The sequence below is a fragment of the Pseudomonas syringae pv. tomato str. DC3000 genome (genome assembly GCF_000007805.1).
Taxonomy (GTDB): Bacteria; Pseudomonadota; Gammaproteobacteria; order Pseudomonadales; family Pseudomonadaceae; genus Aquipseudomonas; species Aquipseudomonas avellanae.
In genome coordinates, this window is record NC_004578.1 from 3653316 (window position 1) to 3673480 (window position 20165).

13 protein-coding genes, 1 tRNA gene and 2 pseudogenes are annotated in these 20165 nt (G+C 60.3%); 6 read left to right on the plus strand and 10 right to left on the minus strand.

Going from position 1 to position 20165, the window contains the following annotated elements:
* Positions 1-26: 26 nt before the first annotated feature.
* Complete coding sequence (locus PSPTO_RS16740) at positions 27-1514, minus strand: SulP family inorganic anion transporter (RefSeq protein ID WP_011104449.1); 1488 nt, start codon at positions 1512-1514, stop codon at positions 27-29.
* Positions 1515-1936: 422 nt separating this feature from the next.
* Here PSPTO_RS16740 and mapR point away from each other — a divergent pair.
* Positions 1937-3345: pseudogene (mapR, locus tag PSPTO_RS16745) on the plus strand (GntR family transcriptional regulator MpaR).
* 401 nt (positions 3346-3746) lie between these two features.
* Here the strand turns inward: mapR and PSPTO_RS16750 are convergent.
* A tRNA-Asn gene (locus PSPTO_RS16750) sits at positions 3747-3822 on the minus strand.
* Positions 3823-4208: 386 nt separating this feature from the next.
* Between PSPTO_RS16750 and PSPTO_RS16755 the strand changes: the two genes are divergently transcribed.
* A complete protein-coding gene (locus PSPTO_RS16755; RefSeq protein WP_046463903.1) occupies positions 4209-6206 on the plus strand; it encodes a methyl-accepting chemotaxis protein in 1998 nt (665 codons plus the stop codon).
* A 55-nt stretch (positions 6207-6261) separates the two neighbouring features.
* Here the strand turns inward: PSPTO_RS16755 and PSPTO_RS16760 are convergent, their stop codons facing one another.
* Genes PSPTO_RS16760 through PSPTO_RS16780 form a run of 5 tightly spaced genes read right to left on the minus strand, consistent with a single transcriptional unit; the run spans position 6262 to position 12788 of the window.
* Complete coding sequence (locus tag PSPTO_RS16760; RefSeq protein WP_046463904.1) at positions 6262-7095, minus strand: energy transducer TonB; 834 nt, start codon at positions 7093-7095, stop codon at positions 6262-6264.
* A complete protein-coding gene (gene tolR, locus PSPTO_RS16765) occupies positions 7092-7538 on the minus strand; it encodes a protein TolR (RefSeq protein WP_005770871.1) in 447 nt (148 codons plus the stop codon). Before tolR ends, PSPTO_RS16760 begins: the two co-directional genes overlap by 4 nt.
* 9 nt (positions 7539-7547) lie before the next feature.
* Positions 7548-8258, minus strand: a complete 711-nt coding sequence (gene tolQ, locus PSPTO_RS16770) for a protein TolQ (protein WP_007245914.1) — start codon at positions 8256-8258, stop codon at positions 7548-7550.
* A gap of 54 nt (positions 8259-8312) precedes the next feature.
* Positions 8313-10235, minus strand: a complete 1923-nt coding sequence (locus PSPTO_RS16775; protein ID WP_011104453.1) for a phytase — start codon at positions 10233-10235, stop codon at positions 8313-8315.
* Between the two features lie 36 nt (positions 10236-10271).
* Complete coding sequence (locus PSPTO_RS16780; RefSeq protein ID WP_011104454.1) at positions 10272-12788, minus strand: TonB-dependent receptor; 2517 nt, start codon at positions 12786-12788, stop codon at positions 10272-10274.
* 479 nt (positions 12789-13267) lie between these two features.
* Between PSPTO_RS16780 and PSPTO_RS16785 the strand changes: the two genes are divergently transcribed.
* Both PSPTO_RS16785 and PSPTO_RS16790 read left to right on the plus strand, forming a co-directional pair.
* Entirely contained in the window at positions 13268-14182 is a 915-nt protein-coding gene (locus tag PSPTO_RS16785) for a GGDEF domain-containing protein (protein ID WP_011104455.1), read from the plus strand.
* Positions 14183-14191: 9 nt separating this feature from the next.
* The gene (locus PSPTO_RS16790) at positions 14192-15229 is read left to right on the plus strand and encodes an AraC family transcriptional regulator (protein WP_011104456.1); all 1038 of its coding nucleotides are present in this window, start codon (positions 14192-14194) and stop codon (positions 15227-15229) included.
* Between the two features lie 7 nt (positions 15230-15236).
* Here the strand turns inward: PSPTO_RS16790 and PSPTO_RS16795 are convergent, their stop codons facing one another.
* The 3 genes and pseudogenes from PSPTO_RS16795 to PSPTO_RS30680 all read right to left on the minus strand — a co-directional run bounded on the left by PSPTO_RS16795 (position 15237) and on the right by PSPTO_RS30680 (position 17291).
* Positions 15237-15911, minus strand: a complete 675-nt coding sequence (locus PSPTO_RS16795; RefSeq protein ID WP_005770857.1) for a response regulator transcription factor — start codon at positions 15909-15911, stop codon at positions 15237-15239.
* Between the two features lie 111 nt (positions 15912-16022).
* On the minus strand, positions 16023-16721 hold the full coding sequence (locus tag PSPTO_RS16800; protein WP_011104457.1) for a histidine phosphatase family protein: 699 nt from the start codon (positions 16719-16721) through the stop codon (positions 16023-16025).
* A gap of 370 nt (positions 16722-17091) precedes the next feature.
* Positions 17092-17291: pseudogene (locus PSPTO_RS30680) on the minus strand (hypothetical protein).
* Here PSPTO_RS30680 and PSPTO_RS16805 point away from each other — a divergent pair.
* Together PSPTO_RS16805 and PSPTO_RS16810 are read left to right on the plus strand one after the other, a co-directional pair.
* Entirely contained in the window at positions 17290-18444 is a 1155-nt protein-coding gene (locus tag PSPTO_RS16805) for a mandelate racemase family protein (RefSeq protein WP_010210634.1), read from the plus strand. The pseudogene PSPTO_RS30680 and the gene PSPTO_RS16805 sit on opposite strands and share 2 nt — an antisense overlap.
* A gap of 85 nt (positions 18445-18529) precedes the next feature.
* The gene (locus PSPTO_RS16810) at positions 18530-20152 is read left to right on the plus strand and encodes an ABC transporter substrate-binding protein (RefSeq protein WP_011104458.1); all 1623 of its coding nucleotides are present in this window, start codon (positions 18530-18532) and stop codon (positions 20150-20152) included.
* Positions 20153-20165 lie beyond the last annotated feature (13 nt).

A 20165-nucleotide genomic window follows, 5' to 3' on the forward strand; every position in this document is an offset into this window, starting at 1 on the left:
TGCTGACTGTCATGAGTACGCGCCGCTCAATGCCCCATCAACGAATCGATACCGTCCGGCTTGTCATGCACGCCAAACCGGTCCACCAGCGTGGCCGTCGCGCGGTTCATGCCAACGACGTCGACGCTAATGCCCGCCCTCCTCAGCTTCAGCACTACCTTGTCCAGCGCCGCCACGGCGGTGATGTCCCAGAAATGCGCCTCGCGCAGATCGATGGCCAGCGTTTCAACCTTCTCACGCAAGTCGAATGACGCTGTAAAGCGGTCGGCGGAGGCGAAAAAAACCTGGCCAGTGACGTAGTACGTGCGGTGGCTGTGCTCGGGGTCGCGGCGCGATGTGACGTCGAGATAACGCGCGATCTTGCTGGCAAAGAACATCGCGGCCAGCAGGGATCCGACCAATACGCCGTAGGCCAGGTTGTGGGTCGCAACCACCACGGCAACTGTCACCACCATCACGATATTGGTCGAGAGCGGGTACTGCCGGAGGTTGCGGATCGAGCCCCAACTGAACGTACTGATCGACACCATGATCATCACCGCCACCAGCGCCGCCATCGGAATACGCACCAGCCAGTCGCCCAGAAACAGCATCATGATCAGCAACAGAATGCCCGCACTGAGGGTCGAGAGGCGCGTTCTGCCGCCTGATTTCACGTTGATCATCGACTGACCGATCATGGCACAGCCGGCCATGCCGCCAATCAACCCGCTGGCGATATTGGCAATGCCCTGCCCTTTGCATTCACGGTTGCGCTCACTGCTGGTGTCGGTCAGGTCATCGACAATGGTTGCGGTCATCATCGACTCAAGCAGGCCTACTACGGCCAGCGCAGCGGAGTACGGAAGAATGATCAGCAACGTGTCGAAATTCGGCGCAACGTCCGGCCACATGAAGGTCGGCAGGCTGTCAGGCATTGCGCCCATGTCGCCCACTGTCCGCACGTCGAGGCCCATGTAGATGGCAATGGCTGTCAGCACCAGAATGCACACCAGCGGCGACGGCAGCAGCCTGCCTGCCACGGGAATGCGTGGAAACAGGTAGATGATCGCCAGCCCGGCGGCGGTCATCGCGTAGACCGGCCAAGTGACATGGGTGAGCTCTGGCAGTTGCGCCATGAAAATCAGGATCGCCAATGCATTCACAAAACCGGTGACCACCGAGCGCGAAACGAAGCGCATCAACTCCCCGAGGCGCAAGTACCCGGCGATAATCTGCAACACGCCGCACAGCAACGTGGCCGCCAGCAAATACTGAAGGCCATGATCTTTCACCAGGTTGACCATCAGCAACGCCATCGCCCCTGTGGCGGCAGAAATCATCGCCGGGCGGCCGCCCACAAACGCAATGACCACACAGATACAGAACGACGCATAAAGCCCGACTTTCGGGTCCACGCCCGTGATGATGGAGAACGCGATCGCTTCCGGGATCAGCGCCAGAGCAACGACCAGCCCGGCCAGCACATCGGCACGGATGTTGGAAAACCACGTAGTTTTGATTTTTTCGAGCATGGAAATACCTATGGCGAACACAACAAGGCGCGCAGCAGCGGGTGCCGGACGTGCGTGTGCTTCAGTTTTCAAATGAGGGGGTAATGGCGTGGCAGCAGCCGTTAAAACGGGCACGGCAACAAGCGACTGCAGCAAAGGCAGTCAGGGTGTGGCGAGGGGGCGTAGCGCTAAGGCGGCGTAGGCAGCCAGTTGCAACGAGACAAGAGCGTTTCCTTAGAGGGTCGAAGGACGCGGGCATGATAGAACTATCCGTTTGAGGGGTTCAAGCCGGTTCTGACCGCTGGGGGTTGCGAGAAGCCTGGGGTTTTAGCACCCGACAAGGCAAACAAAAAACATCTGATACGGTTTTTTTGGCATATCTTCTTCTGTTTGCCAATCTCGTTTTCGCTCATGATGCACGTATCTTTTGCTCGAAGCCGCTAATGAAACGCTACGAAAAATTCGCCGCTGACATCTCGGAAATGATTCGTAGCGGCGTATTGCCCGCCGGTGAAAAAGTCCCGTCTGTCAGGGTCGCCAGTCGCACTTATTCGGTCAGCCCCGCCACCGTCTTCAAGGCGTATTACCTCTTGGAAGACAAAGGGCTGATCCAGGCCCGTGCGCGCTCTGGCTACTACGTGCGCGAGCATGCCGCCAATGCGCTGACCGAGCCTGAGCTGGTCCGGCACAGCAGCGAGGGCACGGAACTTGGGGTCAGCGACCTGATCTTTTCGGTCCTCGGTTCACTCAAGAACCCCGACACCGTTCCGTTTGGCTCGGCATTTCCCAGCCCGCATCTGTACCCACTGCCGAGCCTGGCCAAATCAATGGCCTCAGCGGTAAGGACGATGACGCCCGCAGACATTGTCAGTGACATGACCACCGGCAATTCCGAGCTGCGTCGGCAAATAGCCCTGCGTTACATGATCGGCGGCACACGCTTGCCCGCCCACGAACTGGTGATCACCAACGGTGCGATGGAAGCACTCAACCTGTGCCTGCAATGCGTCACCGAGCCTGGCGATCTGGTCGCCATCGAAGCCCTGCGTTCTACGCCTGCCTTCAAGTGCTGGAGCGACTCAAGCTCAAAGCGGTCGAAATCCCCGTGCACCCGCGTGACGGCGTAGACCTGGACTCCTTGCAGGACAGCCTGCAACGCCTGCCGATCAAAGCCTGCTGGTTCATGAGCAGCTTTCAGAACCCGCTCGGCGCGAGCATGACGGAAGAGAACAAAGCCAGGCTTTACGACGTGCTGGAACAGCAACAGATCCCGCTGATCGAAGACGATGTGTACGCCGAACTGTACTACGGCGCCAAAGCACCCCAGCCGATCAAAAGCCTGGATCGCAGCGGGCTGGTGATGCATTGCAGCTCGTTCTCCAAAACCCTGGCACCCGGCTATCGCGTTGGCTGGGTGGCCGGTGGACGCTTTACCGAGCAGATCGATCGCCTGAAACTCATGACCACGATTTCACCCTCTGTCCCCGCCCAGGCAGCGATTGCCGACTACCTCAAACACGGCGGCTATGACCGACACTTGCGCAAACTGCGCGACACCCTCGAACTTCAACAAGGTGCAATGCTGGCGGCTGCCGCACGTTATTTCCCGACCGGAACGCGCGTGACCAAACCGGTGGGCGGTTATTTTTTATGGTTCGAATTCCCCGAGCAGGTGGATTCGCTGCAACTGTTCCAGCTAGCGCTGGCCCAGGGCATCAGCCTGGCACCCGGCCCGATCTTCTCGGCCTCGCAACGCTTCAAGCACTGCGCACGCCTGAACTACGGCACGCCGTGGGATGAACGCAGCGAGCAAGCGATGGCCATGCTGGGGCGCATCATTGCGTCGTTTTGAGGTGTTTGCGTTCGGCTCACGTACAACTGATCCGTATTTTTAAGCTGTTTCTGAATCTGTACCAGAATCTGCCTGCGCAGGATAATGGCAACGCATTCAAACGCGCAGGACAACCGCCAGAAACCGGAGCCTGCGGCTCGTTACAGACAGATCAGTCAGCAGGAGACGCTCATGGGCAAGCTCGGACTTTCATTGATAGGTTTTTTGTTGTTGGCGATTGCGGTGGGTTTGCTGGGGACTATTTCGCCGTATTGAGGGGCACAGTTGGTTGGCTGATCAACGGCGACTGTCGACTCGCACTTCAGCCAGAACATGCCGAGGGTCAGCCAGAACGAAAAAACCCGCCAAAAAGGCGGGTTTTCAGTTTCAGAAGCGCTGGATATTGCTACTGAAATATAGTCTGGCTCCACGACCTGGACTCGAACCAGGGACCCAGTGATTAACAGTCACTTGCTCTACCAACTGAGCTATCGCGGAATGAGCGCTATGTTACTGATTAGGAAAAGGAAGTCAAGCAAGGGCTAAAAAAATTTCGGCGGCGCGGCTTGCGCGCGCCCAGTGTTACAAACACGTCTCAAGGTGGCCATAGAACGGGCTTCTGCCCGCAGGCCGTAGGAGTTTCAGGAGGTTACGACGGCTACGATGGGCTTCGAGCGGACCCCAAAGAGGCCACCTCGGTTGTAGCAGATATACCGCATGCACCGTTTTTGCTGCCGGCTCCCGGCAGATCGCGGGCAAGCCAAGCGTCGCCAGGTCAATCTGATCGTACTGAAATTGGCGTTTATGTCACATCAAGAAATATCTGTACCCGCCGACACCTTGGTCAGGTGGTCCCTTTCCCACGGCTCAGGTATAACAAAAAAATGGCCTCGCTCAAGACAGTGCAAGCTCGCTACACCGCAACCTTCGTGGGGTTCATGGCCTTGGTGATCGTTCTGACGGTTTACGGCATCGGTCAGTTCGTCTCCCCCAGGCTCACCGCCAACGATGAAAACATTCTGACCGCCAAGGCGGCAGATATCAGCAACGAGATCAAGACCGAGCTGGCCCGCGTGCAGGCGCAGGCGCGGGTGATTACTGAACTGGTGCCGCAGCTTTCCAGCGACGATATCGATCGTCTGCTGCCTTTCATGGTCAACCAGTACGGTGAGGCCAAGGTATTCGGCGGCGGGATCTGGCCTTTGCCGAACGTGCGCACGCCCGGTCGTGCCAAGCACAGCACCTTTTACCATCGCGATGCGTCGGGCAAGTTGATCGTCAACACTCACTGGAACTCGCCTGAGTCGCTCAACTATTTCGAACAGGGCTGGCATAAAGGCGGTTTGAACTCCCCTGCCGGCCAGTGCGCCTGGGCACCCGCCTATCAGGACGCCGCCAGCCCGGAACCGCGTACCAACTGCGCCATGGCCATCACCAAAGACGGACAGCCGTGGGGCGTGTCGACCATCGACGTGACGCTGGGCTTTTTCAACAAGCTGGTTGAAGCCAAAGAGCAGGAAGTCCACGGCCGGATCATGATCATCGAAGCCGATGGCAAGATCTTGTCCAACGTGCCAGGCAGCAGCGACAAGATCGTGTTGCGCAATGTCTCCGAACTGGCCGCGCAGTCGCCGTTCATCAATGGCATCAAGTCGGCGCTGGCCGCCAAAGGTACTGGCACGTCGCGCCTGACCTACCAGAACAGTGATGGCGAGGAATCGACGCTGTTTCTGATGCCGGTCGCGGGCACGCCGTGGCTGTTGGCGGTCTCGCAAAATACCGATTTGTTGAAAAGTCAGAGCGAGACGGTTCTCAAGACCCTGGCCTGGCTACAGATCCCGATGGTTCTGGTCCTGCTGATCCTGATGATCGTCGCGCTGCGCACGCTGATGAATCGCTTGAGCGTGCTGAAAGTCAACATCGACACGCTGTCGGCTGGCGATGCCGACCTGACTCGGCGCATTACCGTCAAAGGGCATGATGAAGTCGATCAGGTGGGCGAGTCGGTCAACAACTTCATTGCCTATCTGCAACGCATGATGCTCGACGTCAGCAGTTCTACCAGCGAGATTGCCAGCGGCATCGAACAACTGCGCAGCCAGGCAGGCGTGACCAATGCGATTCTGATCCGTCATGCCAACGAGACTGATCAGGCCGTGACGGCGATCACCGAGATGTCCTCAACCGCCGACGAAGTGGCTCGCAGCGCAGCGCAGACCGCAAGCTTTACGCAGTCGGCCAACGAGAACGCGCAGGTGTCGAAAACCGTGGTTGCGGACGCTTCTGACAGCGTGAATGCACTGATCAGCGAGGTCGATTCGGCCACCAGCAAAGTGCAGTCGATGGAGCAGGACGCCAAGCGCATCAATGCAGTACTGGCGGTGATCGGCGAAATTGCCGGGCAGACCAACCTGTTGGCGCTCAATGCGGCCATTGAAGCGGCGCGTGCCGGTGAACAGGGTCGCGGTTTTGCGGTGGTGGCTGATGAGGTCCGCGCGCTCGCCGCGCGTACCCAGGCCAGTACGTCAGAAATCAACGAAATGCTCGGCAGCCTGCAACAGGGCGTCAGCGCTGCCGTCGCGGCGATGGAAAAAACCCGTCAAAGCTGCCAGGCCACTGCGGGCAAGACCACCGCCGTGACCACCGGGCTGGACGACATGACCCGTTCGGTGCTGCAGATCAACGACCTGAGCACGCAAATCGCCACAGCGGCCGAAGAGCAAAGCGCGGTGTCCGAGGAAATCAGCCGCAACATCATTGCTGTGCGCCACATCGTCGAAGAACTGGTCGAAGGTGGCTCCAGCAACGAGAGAAGCACCGCGGCACTGTCCGAGTCCAACACCCGCCTGATTGCGCTGGTACGACGCTTCAAGGTCAGTTAAGCCTGTGCGGGCCTGACGCGCCTTGCGTCAGGCCCGCTTTCTGCTTGCTTCGGCGCTACTTGATCCGGTAGTGAAAGGTATTTTTCACGCCGGACACCATCACCGCCCTGCCCTCGACGATCCTTGGCTGATAGCGAAAAGTCTCTGCTGCAGCCAGCGACGGGCGCATGAACAGCGGGTGGCAGCTGCCCTGCACTTGCGGGTTGACGACTTTGCCTTGCGGCGAGACGTCGTAGACCACCGTGCAATCCCCCTCTATGCCTTTGTCCAGCGCCCGCTCGGGGTAGTCAGGGGCTTCCTTGCTCAGCGGCTGGTATTGACTGCTGTCGGCAGCGGCTTGCTGCTGTGTCTGTTGCTGCACCTGCGATTGACGAGCACGCTCGGCGGACTGACGCGCCTGCTCGGCCTGGCGTTGCTGCTCAGCCTGAGCCTGTTGGCGCTGCTGCTCGGCTTCCCGAGCGTTTTGCGCACGCTGGCGTTGCTCGGTTTCACGCTCGCGCTTCTGCTCATCGACGCGTTTGCGTGCCAGCGCCGCCTGCTCAAGCTGGCGCTGCGGTTCTGCCTGCGGTTTGGGGGCTTCTAGTGGTTTTACCACGGGCGGCGGTGCAACCAAGGGGGCCGGTGGCGGCGTTTGAACAGCTTCGGCAACGGCGACTGGCGCTGCCGCCACAGGTGCAGGTGCTGGCAGCATCACCAGTTGGGTGGTCAGTGTTCTCGGCGGCTCAGGGCGTTTTTCCTGCGCGTTCCAGCCGAGCATCAGGCCACCCAGCAGCGCACCGTGCAAGGCCAGCGCAATCGCCGCCGCCAGACCATTGCTGCGCAGCCACGGCCCGTTCAGCCACTCGCGCTGTGGCCGGCTATCCTCGAGCGTCAGGGTCATGGTGGTCATTGCGGTGCCTCGGTCACCAGCCCCAACCGGGTCACGCCACTGCGTTGCAGCGCAGCCATGGCAGCGACCACCCGGCCATAATCGGCTTTGTCGTCGGCACGGATAAACACCTGGGTGTCCTTGCGCTCGGCAACCAGTTGGGCAATGCGCCCCTGCATGTCTTCCAGGCTGGCGGCCTGATCGGTCTGCGCCTGGGTGTCAAGCGTTTCACCGAGGTTCCAGTAGTAGCCGCCCTGCGCCTTGACGGACAAGGTCACGATGCGCTGCCGGGTATCGCTGGCAAGCGCCTCGCTGGCGATTTTCGGCAAATCGAGCTTCACACCTTGAGTGAGCATCGGCGCGGTGACCATGAAGATCACCAGCAGCACCAGCATCACGTCGATGTACGGCACGACATTCATTTCGGCTTTCGGGCCATGTTTGCGTTGCGGTTTGACCAGCATGGCAAGTCCTCAGGCCGCAGCGGCCATGTTGCGTGGCAGACCTTGCAGCGTGCGGTTGAGGCGCACCTGCAGTTCGTTGCCAAAGGTGTAGTAACGCGCCGTCAGGGTCTGGCCGCGTGCGGCAAAACGGTTATAGGCAATGACCGCCGGAATGGCGGCGAACAGGCCGATGGCGGTTGCAATCAACGCTTCGGCGATACCCGGTGCGACCGTGGACAGCGTCGCCTGTTGCACCTGCGACAGGCCGATGAACGAATTCATGATCCCCCACACCGTGCCGAACAGGCCGATGTACGGGCTGACGGAGCCCACAGTGGCGAGAAACTGCAGGCCCTTTTCCAGCTGCAATTCCTGCTCGCTGATCGCCACCTGCAACGAGCGTTCGACGCCTGACAGCACAACATCGGGATCGATACCGGGGCGATGTTTGAGCTGCATGTACTCGGCGTAGCCGGCCTGAAAGATCGAGCCGATGCCGCCAGAATCGCTTTGGGCTGAAGACGCCTGCGCGTACAGCGGCGCCAGCTCGGCTTCGCTGCGAAAACGCTGCTGGAAGGCATCCAGCGAACGCTCGTAATGACGCAGGGCCAGGCTGCGCTGAACGATCAGGAACCAGCTGACCAATGACGCGAGCAGCAGAATCAGCATAACGGCCTTGACCAGCAGGCTGGCGTCGCTGATCAGGCCCCAGACGGTCATGTGTTCGAGTGTGGCGTGCATCGGGTAGTCCTCTGTAATGAAACGAATGATTAGCACCGCTTGATGACAAACGATTTACGGCAGCTTGAGGGTTTTCGTCACCTCGGCCCAAGGCACGAACTTGAAGTTCTGCGCCTGCTCCGGCATGCGTTTGCGCCCGTCCTGAACCACCAGCATGCCCTTGCTCCACGGGCCGCCGAGGTTCATGGAGGTCACTTCGATGCCGTCGGTTTCGGAGGTACCGTCAATCCCGGCGCTTGCATTGAGGCCGACCCGAAACGCACCGCGCAGCGTGTAAGGCGGCTCGACATCGACCACCACGTAGCTGTCGTTGCCCTGGCTCGAAATCACCAGATAGTCGTGACCATCGCTCTGATACAGCGCCAACCCCTCGACATCGGTGTGCACCACGTCGCCCACCTTGATCACGCTGGACAGCGTCGCGGGCTGATCGGCACGCGCATCGACTTCCCAGACGCCAACGTCTTCTTCACCGAGAAACAGGCGTTGACGCTGGTCATCCGCGACGCAGCCTTCCGGCTGGGTTTCAACCTTGAAACTGCGCACCAGCTCGCCTTGCGCCTTGCCATCCGGCGCGCTGAGCCGGTACTGAAGAAAGCTGCCGTCCTTGCCATTGGCGAACGCATACAACTCGCCGCTGGCAGGCTTGAACAGGCAGACGCCGTAGATTTCCGCCAAGGGCGTGGGGATCTCGCCCGCTTCGCTGATGGTGCCACTGGCGCGGTCGATGCTGAACAGGCTCAGGCTGTTGCGGTCACGGTTGCTGGCCACCGCCAGATCGACGTTCTTTTTGCCGAGCATGAAACCGGGCCGGATATCGACGTTGTTCAAGCGCCCGACCGGCAGTTCCTGCAGTTGCCTGCCACTCAGGTCGTAGGACAGCAGGCCCTGTTTCTTGTTGGTGCCCAGCACCCGGCTCAGCGCCGGATTCTGTGGATTGACCCAGATGGCCGGATCATCGGCAGCGTCGCCCTGACGACCGACGGGTTGGCTCTGGCTGGCGGGCATGACAACGGGCAGCGGCTCAGCAACCGCCACCGGTTGTGGCGTCCAGCCTACTTCACCCTGATACAGCCGCTCGCCGTCGTTATCGTTGACCAGAACCTGCAAACCGTTCTTGTCCTGACGCGCAGACAAGCCTTCGGGCTTTTTCAGGTTCATTAGTGACAGCTCGGCGACCGGCGTCCAGCTCTCGCCCTTGTTCTGATAAAGATGTAAAGACTTGCCTTTCGGGTCCAGCGCCAGCAAGCCACCGGGCACGACGGCCATAGCCCCCGCAGCCTGCTTCACTTCGCCAAACGGCTCGCGCAAGGCCACCGGCTGACGGGCGACATCGGCTTCGGGGTGCGCCGGGTAGGCCCACCAGCCAATGTTTTCCTCGTTGACGAACAGCCGGTGCGCGGCGTCGTCGACCTGACAGAACTCCGCATTCGGCGGCAACGGCAGATTGCGCACCAGGCGCGGCGTGGCATTGACGTGATCGCCTGCGCCGACCAGCCATTGCTCACCCTTGCCCTCCTCGCCCACCAGAAACACAAACAGGTTGCTGGCGTCGTCGCGGTACAGGCACAGGCCTGCCACCGGATAATCGCGGGCGGGCAGATAAACCGGTTGGGACCACTGCGCCTTTGCTGAATCAAGCTGAGTCAGCATGGCCTGCTGGCGGGTGTTGTCCAGCGTCGCGATCAGCACGCTGGCACCTGTCAGGCGACTGTCCAGCCCTTGGAAAGAGCCCGGCATGTTCGCCAGTTCATGACCCTGATCGTCCAGCAACAACAAGCCAGCCTTGACGCTGGCGGCCAGGCGGCGGGCCCCGTCGCTGCCTGGCAGGAAAGCTGCAGATTGAGCCTTGAACGCTGTTTTTTCAGCCCAGCGCGTCAGGCTCAAGTCAGTGGGCGGCGAGGCGTGTGCGGCACCGGCGAGCAGACCCAGCAGCAGCGTCAGGCAAGCCGGTTTGGGTGATAACGAAATCATCATGAAGGGTTGAATCCTTTGAATGAGCGCATCGGTCGGTCAGAAGTGGGTAAACGTCAGGCCGACTTTGTAGGTCGGGCCGTACTCTTCGTACTGGCCGTTGTAGGCGCGATGGCCGCTGTAGACGAAATACGGCTGATCGGTGAGGTTCTGCGCCTCGAAACTGACCTTGAGGTTCTTGGTCAGTGAGTAACGCGCGCTGAAATCGACGAAGGTCTGCGCATCCACGTACTGGTCGTGGTCCTTGTCGCCAATCGCCGCCAGTTCATACAGATAGGCTGACTTATAGTTGGCCGACAGACGCAGGCTGAGGGTGTCGTTCTCCCAACCGAGCATGACGTTACCGACGGTTTTCGACTGGCTGGGCAGGTCGATGTCGCGCTTGCGATTGGTCCCAGTGCTCTGGTCGAAGCCGTTGATGCTCGCGTCGGAGCGGCTCAACGTGGCGTTGGCTCCCAGCAGGAGGCCGTCCCATGGTGATGGCAGCCAGTCGAGCTTCTGTGAGTAGGCCAGCTCAAGCCCATACAGCTTGGCCTTGTCGCCGTTGGCGAAGGTGTTGGCTTCGGAGAAGTTCGCCCATTGTCCAGTGCCCGCCAGGTCGGTGTTGTAGACGAAGTTCTGGATGTCCTTGTAGAACACGAACGCAGACACCGTGCCCGCGCGGCCCATGAAGTGTTCGATGCCCAGGTCCAGGTTACTGGACTCCAGCGGCTTGAGGTTCGGATTGCCAAACGTGGCTTCGTCATCGTCGATTACAAAGCCCGGTGCCAGCTGGCCGAAGGTCGGGCGCACTACAGTTTTGGTCCAGGCGGCACGCAACTGGGTGCTTTTGTCGATCTGATACCGCGCATGCAGCCCCGGTAACCAGTGGTGATAACGGCGCTTGGTGTCGTTGGGCTCGAAAGCACCGTCACGCACCCCCGTGCCCTTGGCGTCCATTTCCGTGCCTTCGTAGCGCAGGCCGGCGATGAAGCGCCATTTGTCGACATCCAGGGTGTTCATGAAGTAACCGGCGTTGATGTCTTCGTTGATCTTGAAGTCATTCGCGCGGGACTCGGCGGGGTCGTAGGCGCTGGCTGCATCAAGGCCGCCTATCAGCCCTTTGACGGCGCCGGGGCTGATGCCACTGCCAAAGTTGCCCAGTCGATAGTCGATGCTGCCCTTCTGGAACTGGCTGAGGTTCAGTTGCTGATCGCTGAAACCCTGGTCGTCGAAATCCTCGTATTTCCAGACTTCCAGATCGTTGCTCTTGTCACGTCGGCTGACCTTGCCGCCAAACTTGAACTGCGAGGCGTAGCCTTTGAAATCGTAGTCGCGGGCCAGGTCCAGACGTACGTTTTTTTCGGTGTCCTTGGTGTACTGCTTTTCCCAATCGACCTTGTCCAGGGTGAAGTTCGAAGTGTCGTAGAACGAGGAGCCGACAATCGGCCTGGGTTTGTCGCGGTCGTAGAAACCGGTACCGGCAAAATCGTCGTTGCCCACGAACGTGGCGCCGGCGATGTGACCGGGGCTGTCTTCGCTGGATTCGCTGTAACCGGCCTGGCCGCTGAGGGTCCACAGGCCCATCATGCGCTCGCCGCCAAACACGTAGGACTGGATTTCCTGGGTTTCGGTGCGCGCCTTGAGCTTGCGGGTGCCCTCGGCATCGCCGGTCTCGCCTGCACGCTGCGCATCGGCAAACTCGAATGCGTTGGTGGTGCGTACTTCGTCGTCCTTGAAGCGGCTGTACAGGGTGCGCAGGTAATATTTGCTGACGTCATCGGGTTTGTAATCGAAGTTCAGGCCACCGCCAGCACGCTCGCGGCTGATGTCATAGTCGCGCTGTTCGAATGACTGCAGGCGCGTGCCGTCCCAGTCACCGCCGGTCTCGACATTGTCGGAGCCGAAGTCGCGCTTCTGCCAGCTCAACGCTGCAGCCACGCCAACGTTGTCGATGCCGTCGCCAAGGCTGAAACGGTTGCTCGCCGCGCCAGAAAACTTGGGGCTGGTCTGGCGGGTGTTCTTGTCGTAGCTGGCCTCGCTGCTGCCGGTGTAGAACAAACCCTTGTGGTCGAAGGCAGACAAACTCTCGACGTCGATGGTGCCACCCAGCGAGTTGGCATCCATGTCCGGGGTCAGGGTCTTGATCACTGACAGCGACTGCACCAGTTCGGCCGGCAGAACGTCCAGCGCCACGGCGCGTCGGCCACTTTCCGGGGCGGGCACCAGCGTGCCGTTGATAGTCACGCTGTTCAGGTCAGGGGCCAGGCCACGCACCGTTACAAAGCGCCCTTCCCCCTGATCGCGCTCGACACTCACGCCCGGCAGACGCTGCACCGCTTCGGCCACGTTCTGGTCAGGCAACTGCGCCACGCCGTCGGCATGCACCACGCTTTTGATGCTGTCGGCGCTGCGCTGTTCCTTGAGCGCGTTGTCGATGCTCGCCGCCTGCCCCACCACTTGCACGTGCTCGGTAGGGCCGGCTTCGGCGGCCTGTAAACGCCCGCTGGCAATACCAAGCGCCAGTGAACCGAGTGTGAAGCCAACCAGTTGAGCCCTGCTGCGACGCCTGTACATGTGAGTCCCCCCAATCCCGACGGCCAGGCAAATGGCCCGGCAACTGGAGGCGCAAGCTAGAGAGGTGCAATGACGGTTCTGTGACAAGTCAGGGCTGCGCAGGTCGGAAATGGAGGGTTTGAGGGGAAATGGACGGGCAAATGAGCTGATTTGACTTTGAGGGCATGCGGTGTCTCTAGAGCTTCAGGAGGTTACGACGGCTGCGATGGGCGGCAAAGCGGCCCTGAAAAGGCCACCTCGGCTGAATCTGATGCACCGGAGCAGCCGGTTTTGCTGCCGGTTCCCGGCAGTTCGCGGACAAGTCCGCTCCTACATTCCGGCAATCGCGGACAAGCGAAGCGTGACCCGGTCCACTCCACAAAAAACCTGCAACATGTGTGAGCTGATTCGACCTCTTGCCCTTCACGTTACTCGTCACCCTAGTGTCATGTGCATCTGTTCTGCTGGCCGATAATCAGCACATCGGGAGCCGGCTGTTCATGTTCAGGATCATTCAACCCCATCGCTGGAAACTCGCCGTGCTGATGATTGCCGCCAATCTGGGGCTGCTGGCGTTTCTGGCGTTTGGCACTATCAAGCACGTCAGCGAATGGCAATGGCTCGACATCGTCGGCGAAGGTGGCTCGGCACTGCTGTCGCTGGTCTGGCTGTTTCTGGTGTTCAAGAGCCGACCGGCCGGACGGGTAACCAACTACCTGTCGGTGGGGCTGAGTTGCGTGTTTTTCTCATGGTGGATCGACGCGCTGGACGAGTTCATTCGCCTGCCCGCCGAGATCGAATGGGACCACTGGCTGGAATCCGGCCCCATGCCGGTCGGCCTGATCCTGCTGACCCTCGGCATCTACCACTGGCATCGCGAACAGTTGGCGATCAGCGCGCAGATGGAAAAACGCGAACGTGGCTTTCGTGAGCACCGGCTGTACGACAAACTCACCCCGCTGGGCAGCGCCGACTATCTGAAACGGCAATTGATCGTGAGCCTGGAGCAAAGCCTCTGTCAGCAGCAACCGCTGTCGCTGCTGGCGCTGGATCTCGACGGTTTCAGCACCATCAACAATGCGTTTGGTCATGCCGAGGGCGATGAAGTCCTGTCCGCGATCAGCCATTTGCTGGTGCTCAACCTGCGCCGTCAGGACCTGCTCTGCCGGCTGGCCGGCGACCGTTTTGTGGTGCTGATGCCCAACACGGGCGAGAGCCAGGCGAAGCTGCTGGCGCTGGAGTTGCAGCAAGCGGTCGCCAGCCTGGCGCACAAGACCCGGCAACAGGGCGAGCGCCTTCATCTGTCCGCCAGCGTGGCGGTGGTGATGGCGCTCAATGAAACGCCGGATAATCTGCTGCGCCGCCTCAACCTGTCGCTGGCCCGTGCCCGACGCCCCCTTACGCGCACCGCCTGAGCAGCCGCCATGACCCTTAAAAGTGATTGGTACGAGGCCGACAGCCGCTTCATCCCCGGCCATTATCAGCCCGCCAAGCTGATTGACCTGGCGTTGTCGCGCGGGATCGACAGCCATCGACTGCTCAAAGGCACCGGCCTGTTCTACGAAGACATCGTGGCAGGCAAGACGCGGCTCAGCCCCCAGCAGTGCTTCTCACTGATCGCTAACGCGCAACGGCAGATGGACGCAGACGACACCAGTTTTCTATTCGGCCAACGGCTGTTTCCCGGCCACTACGGCGCGGCCAGTCACGCGCTGCGCCATGCGCAAAATCTGCATCAGGCGCTGGAGATTCTGCTGCGTCAGCAAGCGCTGCTCAGCCCGCTGCTCACCCCGCGCCTGGAGCTGGACGAACACTTTGCCTACCTTTACTGGCTGGACAGTTGCGGCGCAGGTGAACAACAGCGGTTTCTGCTGGAGGCCAGCATGACCGCGCTGGTCGCGATGAGTCAGTTACTGGGCAATACGCGGCTGCCGTGGGAATGCAGTTTCTGTCACGAAGAGCCGCGTTACGTCGAACAATATTGGGTTCATCTGGGCGAAAACACCGTGTTCGGTCGCCCGCTGGACATGATGCGCCTGCCCAGGCACTGCCTCACTCAGGCGTGGCCGGGGGCGTCGCCCATTGCGGTGCAGGTCGCCCAGAAGGAGGCTGCCGGGCAACTGGCGGCTCTGGGCATGCAGGCCAGCCTGCTCGACCGGCTGCACCAGCACCTGCGTGACAACGTGCGCGAGGCTGCAAGCCTGGAACAGGTCGCCCAGGCTTTTGCCATGAGCCCGGCCACCCTGAAGCGCAAGCTGCACAAGCACGGCACGAGTTTTCAGGCCCAGCACGACCTGGCACGCAAACATGTTGCGCTGTCCCTTTACCAGATCAAGGGGATGAGCAACGAGGCCGTCGCCGACTACCTGAATTTCAACGACCCGGCCAACTTTCGCCGCTCGTTCAAACGCTGGACCGGCAGCACACCTACGCTGATCCAGCGGCTGTTCAATTTCGACTGAGCAAGCCTCAGCTTTGTACGCACAGTTTGTAGCCAAGACCGTGTGCAGTATGCAGCAGCGGGGTTTCATGACCGCCGTCCAGCACTCGCCGGAGGATATGAATATTGCTGCGCAGGCTGCTGCTGTTCGGGGCATCGCGCCCCCAGAGCACTTCTTCCAGCTCGGAGCGTTTGACGATGTGCGGGCTCTTGCGCATCAACAATTCAAGCAGTTTCATGTTGGTCGGGTTGAGTTTCAATGGCGCACCGTTGCGGCTTATCTCGAGGGTGTCCAGATCGAACTGCAGATCGGCGACCACCATCACCCGGTTGTCCTTGCGCTGGCGTCGGCCGACCACTGCTTCGACGCGGGCGAGCACCTCGGACATCGCAAAGGGCTTGGTGATGTAATCGTCGGCGCCCACCTTGAAGCCGATAAGACGGTCATCCAGCTCATCACGGGCGCTGAGCATGACGATGGCGACTTCCGATTTTGAATATTGACGCAGGCTGCGGCAGATCTGGTTGCCATCAATGCCTGGCAGCATGATGTCGAGAATGATCGCGTCGTAACGTTTTGATGCAGCCAGATGCAGCCCGCTAAGGCCGTCCAGCGCACCTTCTACCGCATGGCCTCTGAGCTCGAAGAATTCCAGCAGGTTATCGTGGATATCACGGTGGTCTTCAATAACCAGAATGTTCATTGCAGCGCCTTCTTGTTTTTTCTACCCGGCGAACCGGGACACTGTAGCCGCAAAGCCGGCAGGTTGAGTGACGAGCGTATCGCGCTGGCTTGAAGCCAATGACCGGTGGGATCAATTGAATTGCTCGCGGCTGAGGTTGACCCATTGTCCGGCGTTCAGGGAGCCTAGAACCTTCGGCCGATGACTGCCGTCCATCTGCACGAAAAATGCCTGGGCATATTCACTGGAGCGCTCGCCACCCGGTACGCCGAGCTTGCGTTCGAACTGGTCGATGCAACCGCTGTGCGTCACCAGCACCAGGTTTTCACCGCTGACCTTGTGCGCCTGGACGACCTTCATGAAGTCGCCATCGCAGTCGTTGATCCATTCCTGCCCGGTTACCGCATGCCCTGCCAGCAATTGCGCCGTCTGTTGCGTGCGGGTTTTCGGGCTGGCGATCATTTGAACGTGCTGCATGCCCATCTTCTGCAGGCCTGCGCCCACCGCCAGCGCCGCCTCCCGGCCGTTGGAGGTGATGCCGTCAGCGTCGGCCATGCAGGGATTTGTCGAGCGGTCGCAGCGTTCGGCGTGACGAATCATGACCACTACGTCGCCGCGCAGCCATTGCTCGCGCAGGCCGGATACTTTCAGGTTGCTGCCCATTCCAAGGTCCATCACATGCACGCTGGAAAAAGCCATGTAAAACCACGCGCAGATGGCCATCAATACGACTGTGACCGAGATCGATACGATGTGCCGCTGCAATTTGTAGCGCTGGCGGATACCTGAATCGGGCAGGACATTCTTGTTGTCGATTAGCGTGTCAGCCAAGTGGCTACTCCTACACTGAGCTTATTGTGTGGCGTTGACTCGAGAGACCCTCGGAATCGTTACCGCCCTCATGAAGGCAGAGTAGGTTCAGCATGGTGCTGACGCAGTGAAGAAGATGTGAAAAATGTGTTATGGCCGAGAGCCATGTTTTCAGGGAAGGCCATAGATTGGGGCTTTGCGGCTTTTTCGGGTTTGAACATGGAGATAATTTAAGCGTTTTTCTGCGCTGGAGCGTACGGATCAACTGTCGTACGACGCTCCGCGTCGTATGCCGTTCTGGACGCTCTGCGTCCGATGCCCAGCACAGACTTGTGGCCTGCATACCAACGCACTGGCACCTGGGTCATCGAACCCAAAAAGGTATAACGACTTAACTGCTATCGGCACACCACTCATCCTCAGCCAGAACACGTCAACTCAAACATAACTATCAATAATCCCTGTGAATACTGGAAATAGTCGTCATACGACTATTGACATTGTCCTACAACGACGTAAATAATCGCCTCAATGTTGTATGACGACATACCAATAAAACCTGATAACAACAATATCCATGAAGGTCACCATGAACATTACCTCGGTCAGTGTCGACGTCTTTTCCTTCCCTTCGCGCCGCGCTGTAGACAGCGCGGGCCACGCTCATCCCGGCGAAGAAAAACCGGTCAGAATGGCCATGCTGCGCATCGCTTGTGACGATGGCAGCGAGGGGTTTTCCTTCGGTCCGCCGGAATTGATTCGCCCGCACATCATCGAGTCGTTCGTCAAGAAAGTGCTGATCGGCCAGAACCCGATTAACCGCGAGAAAATCTGGCAGGAACTGGCCCACTGGCAACGTGGCAGCGCCAGTCAGTTCACCGACCGTGCGTTGGCACTGGTGGAGCAGGCATTGTGGGATCTGGCCGGACGCGCCTTGAAACTGCCCGTGCACAAACTGCTGGGCGGCTATCGCGACAAGGTGCTGGCCTACGGCTCGACCATGTGCGGCGACGACCTGCCCGGCGGGCTTTCCACGCCGGATGAGTATGGGCAATTTGCCGAAAAGCTGGTTCAGCGCGGCTACAAGGGCATCAAGCTGCACACCTGGATGCCACCGATTTCGTTTGCGCCAAACCCGCGCATGGATGTCCAGGCCTGCGCCGCTGTGCGCGAAGCAGTTGGGCCGGACATCGCCCTGATGCTCGACGGCTACCACTGGTACAGCCGCACCGACGCGCTGTTTATCGGTCGCCAATTGCAAAAGCTCGACTTCGCCTGGTTCGAAGAACCGATGATGGAAGACTCCGCCGAATCCTATGCCTGGCTGGCGGCCAATCTGGATATTCCTGTGCTCGGCCCGGAGAGCATTGCCGGCAAGTATCACAGCCGCGCCAGTTGGGTAACCAACAAGGCCTGCGACATTCTGCGTGCCGGCGTGGCGGGCGTCGGCGGCATCGGGCCATGTTTAAAGGTCGCGCATCTGGCCGAGTCGTTCGGCATGGACTGTGAAGTCCACGGCAACGGCGCTGCCAACCTGGCCGTAGTAGGCGCAATCAGCAACTGCCGCTGGTACGAGCGCGGCCTGCTGCACCCGTTTCTTGATTACGACGACGTGCCCGCTTACCTCAACACCCTCGTCGACCCGATGGACAGCGACGGTTTTGTGCACCTCTGCGAAAAGCCGGGGCTGGGCGAAGACATCAACTTCAGCTATATCGAGACCCACACCGAACAACGCTACTGACTGGCAACACCGCGAAGGGCCGCAAGCGCGCCCCTCGCAAGGCATCTGTGCACCGCGTCAAATAAATATAAAAAAGGACTGCCCCATGAAATTCTGGCCCCAGCGCCTGCCCTGGCTGCTATGCCTCGCCATGACGGCGACATTCATGCACACCCCGCCCGCCCTGGCGCGTGGCGAAACACCGGTCGATCAACTGGTCATCGGCATGAGCATGATCAACCTGTTGTCGCTGGACCCGGCAGGTGCCACCGGCCTCGAGGTGTCCGAGGTCAACGCCAATGTCTACGACATGCTGCTGGAGCAGGATGCCGCGCGCCCCGATCAGTTGATTGCGGCGCTGGCCGAGCGCTGGGAAATCAGCCCTGACCGCATGCGCCTGACCTTCCACTTGCGTGCGGGTGTGACGTTTCACTCCGGCAACCCGCTTACGGCTCAGGACGTTGCCTGGTCGCTGCAACGCGTGGTCACACTCAACAAGGCCTTGGCCTCGACCTGGAAAGCCTACGGTTACACCGCGAAAAACGTCAGCGAATTGATGCGCGCCGAAGGGCCTTCGACCTTTGTGCTCGACCTGCCCAAAGCCACCGACCCGATGCTGGTGCTCAACACCCTGGCGACCTCGCCCAGCGCATTCGTCATCGACCGCCTGACCGCGCTGCAACACGCCAGGGGCGATGATCTGGGCGCCGGCTGGCTGACCACCAACACGGCGGGCTCCGGGGCGTTCAAGCTGGACATCTGGCGCGCCAACGACGTGATCCTGATGAGCCGCTTCGACTCGTACTGGCGCGGACCGGCGAAAATGCGCCGGGTGATCATGCGCAACATGACTGAGTCCCAGGCGCTGCGCCTGATGGTCGAGCGCGGCGATCTGGACGTGGCGCGCGGCATGGCAGCCAGCGACATCAAGGCCCTGACCCGCTCGCAAGACGTCAGCGTGCAGGCCATACCGCGCGGCACGCTGTACTACGTCGCGCTGAGCATGGAGCAACCCCTGTTTCAGGACATCCGGGTGCGTCAGGCGATCCGTGCACTGATCGACTATCAGGGCATCAACAACGTAGTGATGCCGCATTACGGCGTGATCAATCAGCGCCCGTTGCAACTGGGGCTGGCGGCCAGGCTTGATGATCCGGGCTACGCGCTGAATGTCGCCGAGGCCAGTCGCCTGCTGGCCGAAGCCGGGCACCCGAACGGTTTCAAGATCACCATTCGTTCGCTGACCGATTCACCGTTCATCAACATCGCCACCAGCCTGCAATCGACCCTGGCCCAGGCCGGCATTCAGGCGACGATCATCACCGGCACCGGCAACCAGATCTATGGCGCAATGCGCGACCGGCGTTTCGACATTCTGGTCGGGCGTGGTGGTGGCGGCGCCGAGCGCCATCCGCACTCCAGCCTGCGCGCCCTGATCTACAACCCGGACAACCGCGAAGAGGCCAGGCTGAGCAACTTTCAGGGCTGGCGCACCTCGTTCTACAACGCCGAAATCAACCAACTGATCGAGCAGGCCGAACGTGAGCGCGATGCCGGGCAACAATTGGCCGACTATCAGCGCATTCAGACGCTCTACGACCAGAAAGCCGGGCCGATCATGCCGCTTTCACAGATGACCGACGAAGTGGTGATCCACGCCGATGTCCAGAATTACCTAGGGCACAGCGCCGCCACCACCCGACTGCGTGACGTCTACAAGCAACGCTGAGCCCACGCATTCA

Bases quoted from the DNA above. Each gene is read 5' to 3' on its own strand.
- PSPTO_RS16810 (WP_011104458.1), top strand. From the start codon at position 18,530: ATGAAATTCTGGCCCCAGCGCCTGCCCTGGCTGCTATGCCTCGCCATG.
- tolR (WP_005770871.1), bottom strand. From the start codon at position 7,538: ATGCTGGTCAAACCGCAACGCAAACATGGCCCGAAAGCCGAAATGAAT.
- PSPTO_RS16740 (WP_011104449.1), bottom strand. From the start codon at position 1,514: ATGCTCGAAAAAATCAAAACTACGTGGTTTTCCAACATCCGTGCCGAT.
- PSPTO_RS16755 (WP_046463903.1), top strand. From the start codon at position 4,209: ATGGCCTCGCTCAAGACAGTGCAAGCTCGCTACACCGCAACCTTCGTG.
- PSPTO_RS16780 (WP_011104454.1), bottom strand. From the start codon at position 12,788: ATGTACAGGCGTCGCAGCAGGGCTCAACTGGTTGGCTTCACACTCGGT.
- PSPTO_RS16795 (WP_005770857.1), bottom strand. From the start codon at position 15,911: ATGAACATTCTGGTTATTGAAGACCACCGTGATATCCACGATAACCTG.
- tolQ (WP_007245914.1), bottom strand. From the start codon at position 8,258: ATGCACGCCACACTCGAACACATGACCGTCTGGGGCCTGATCAGCGAC.
- PSPTO_RS16790 (WP_011104456.1), top strand. From the start codon at position 14,192: ATGACCCTTAAAAGTGATTGGTACGAGGCCGACAGCCGCTTCATCCCC.
- PSPTO_RS16775 (WP_011104453.1), bottom strand. From the start codon at position 10,235: ATGATGATTTCGTTATCACCCAAACCGGCTTGCCTGACGCTGCTGCTG.
- PSPTO_RS16785 (WP_011104455.1), top strand. From the start codon at position 13,268: ATGTTCAGGATCATTCAACCCCATCGCTGGAAACTCGCCGTGCTGATG.
- PSPTO_RS16805 (WP_010210634.1), top strand. From the start codon at position 17,290: ATGAACATTACCTCGGTCAGTGTCGACGTCTTTTCCTTCCCTTCGCGC.
- PSPTO_RS16760 (WP_046463904.1), bottom strand. From the start codon at position 7,095: ATGACCACCATGACCCTGACGCTCGAGGATAGCCGGCCACAGCGCGAG.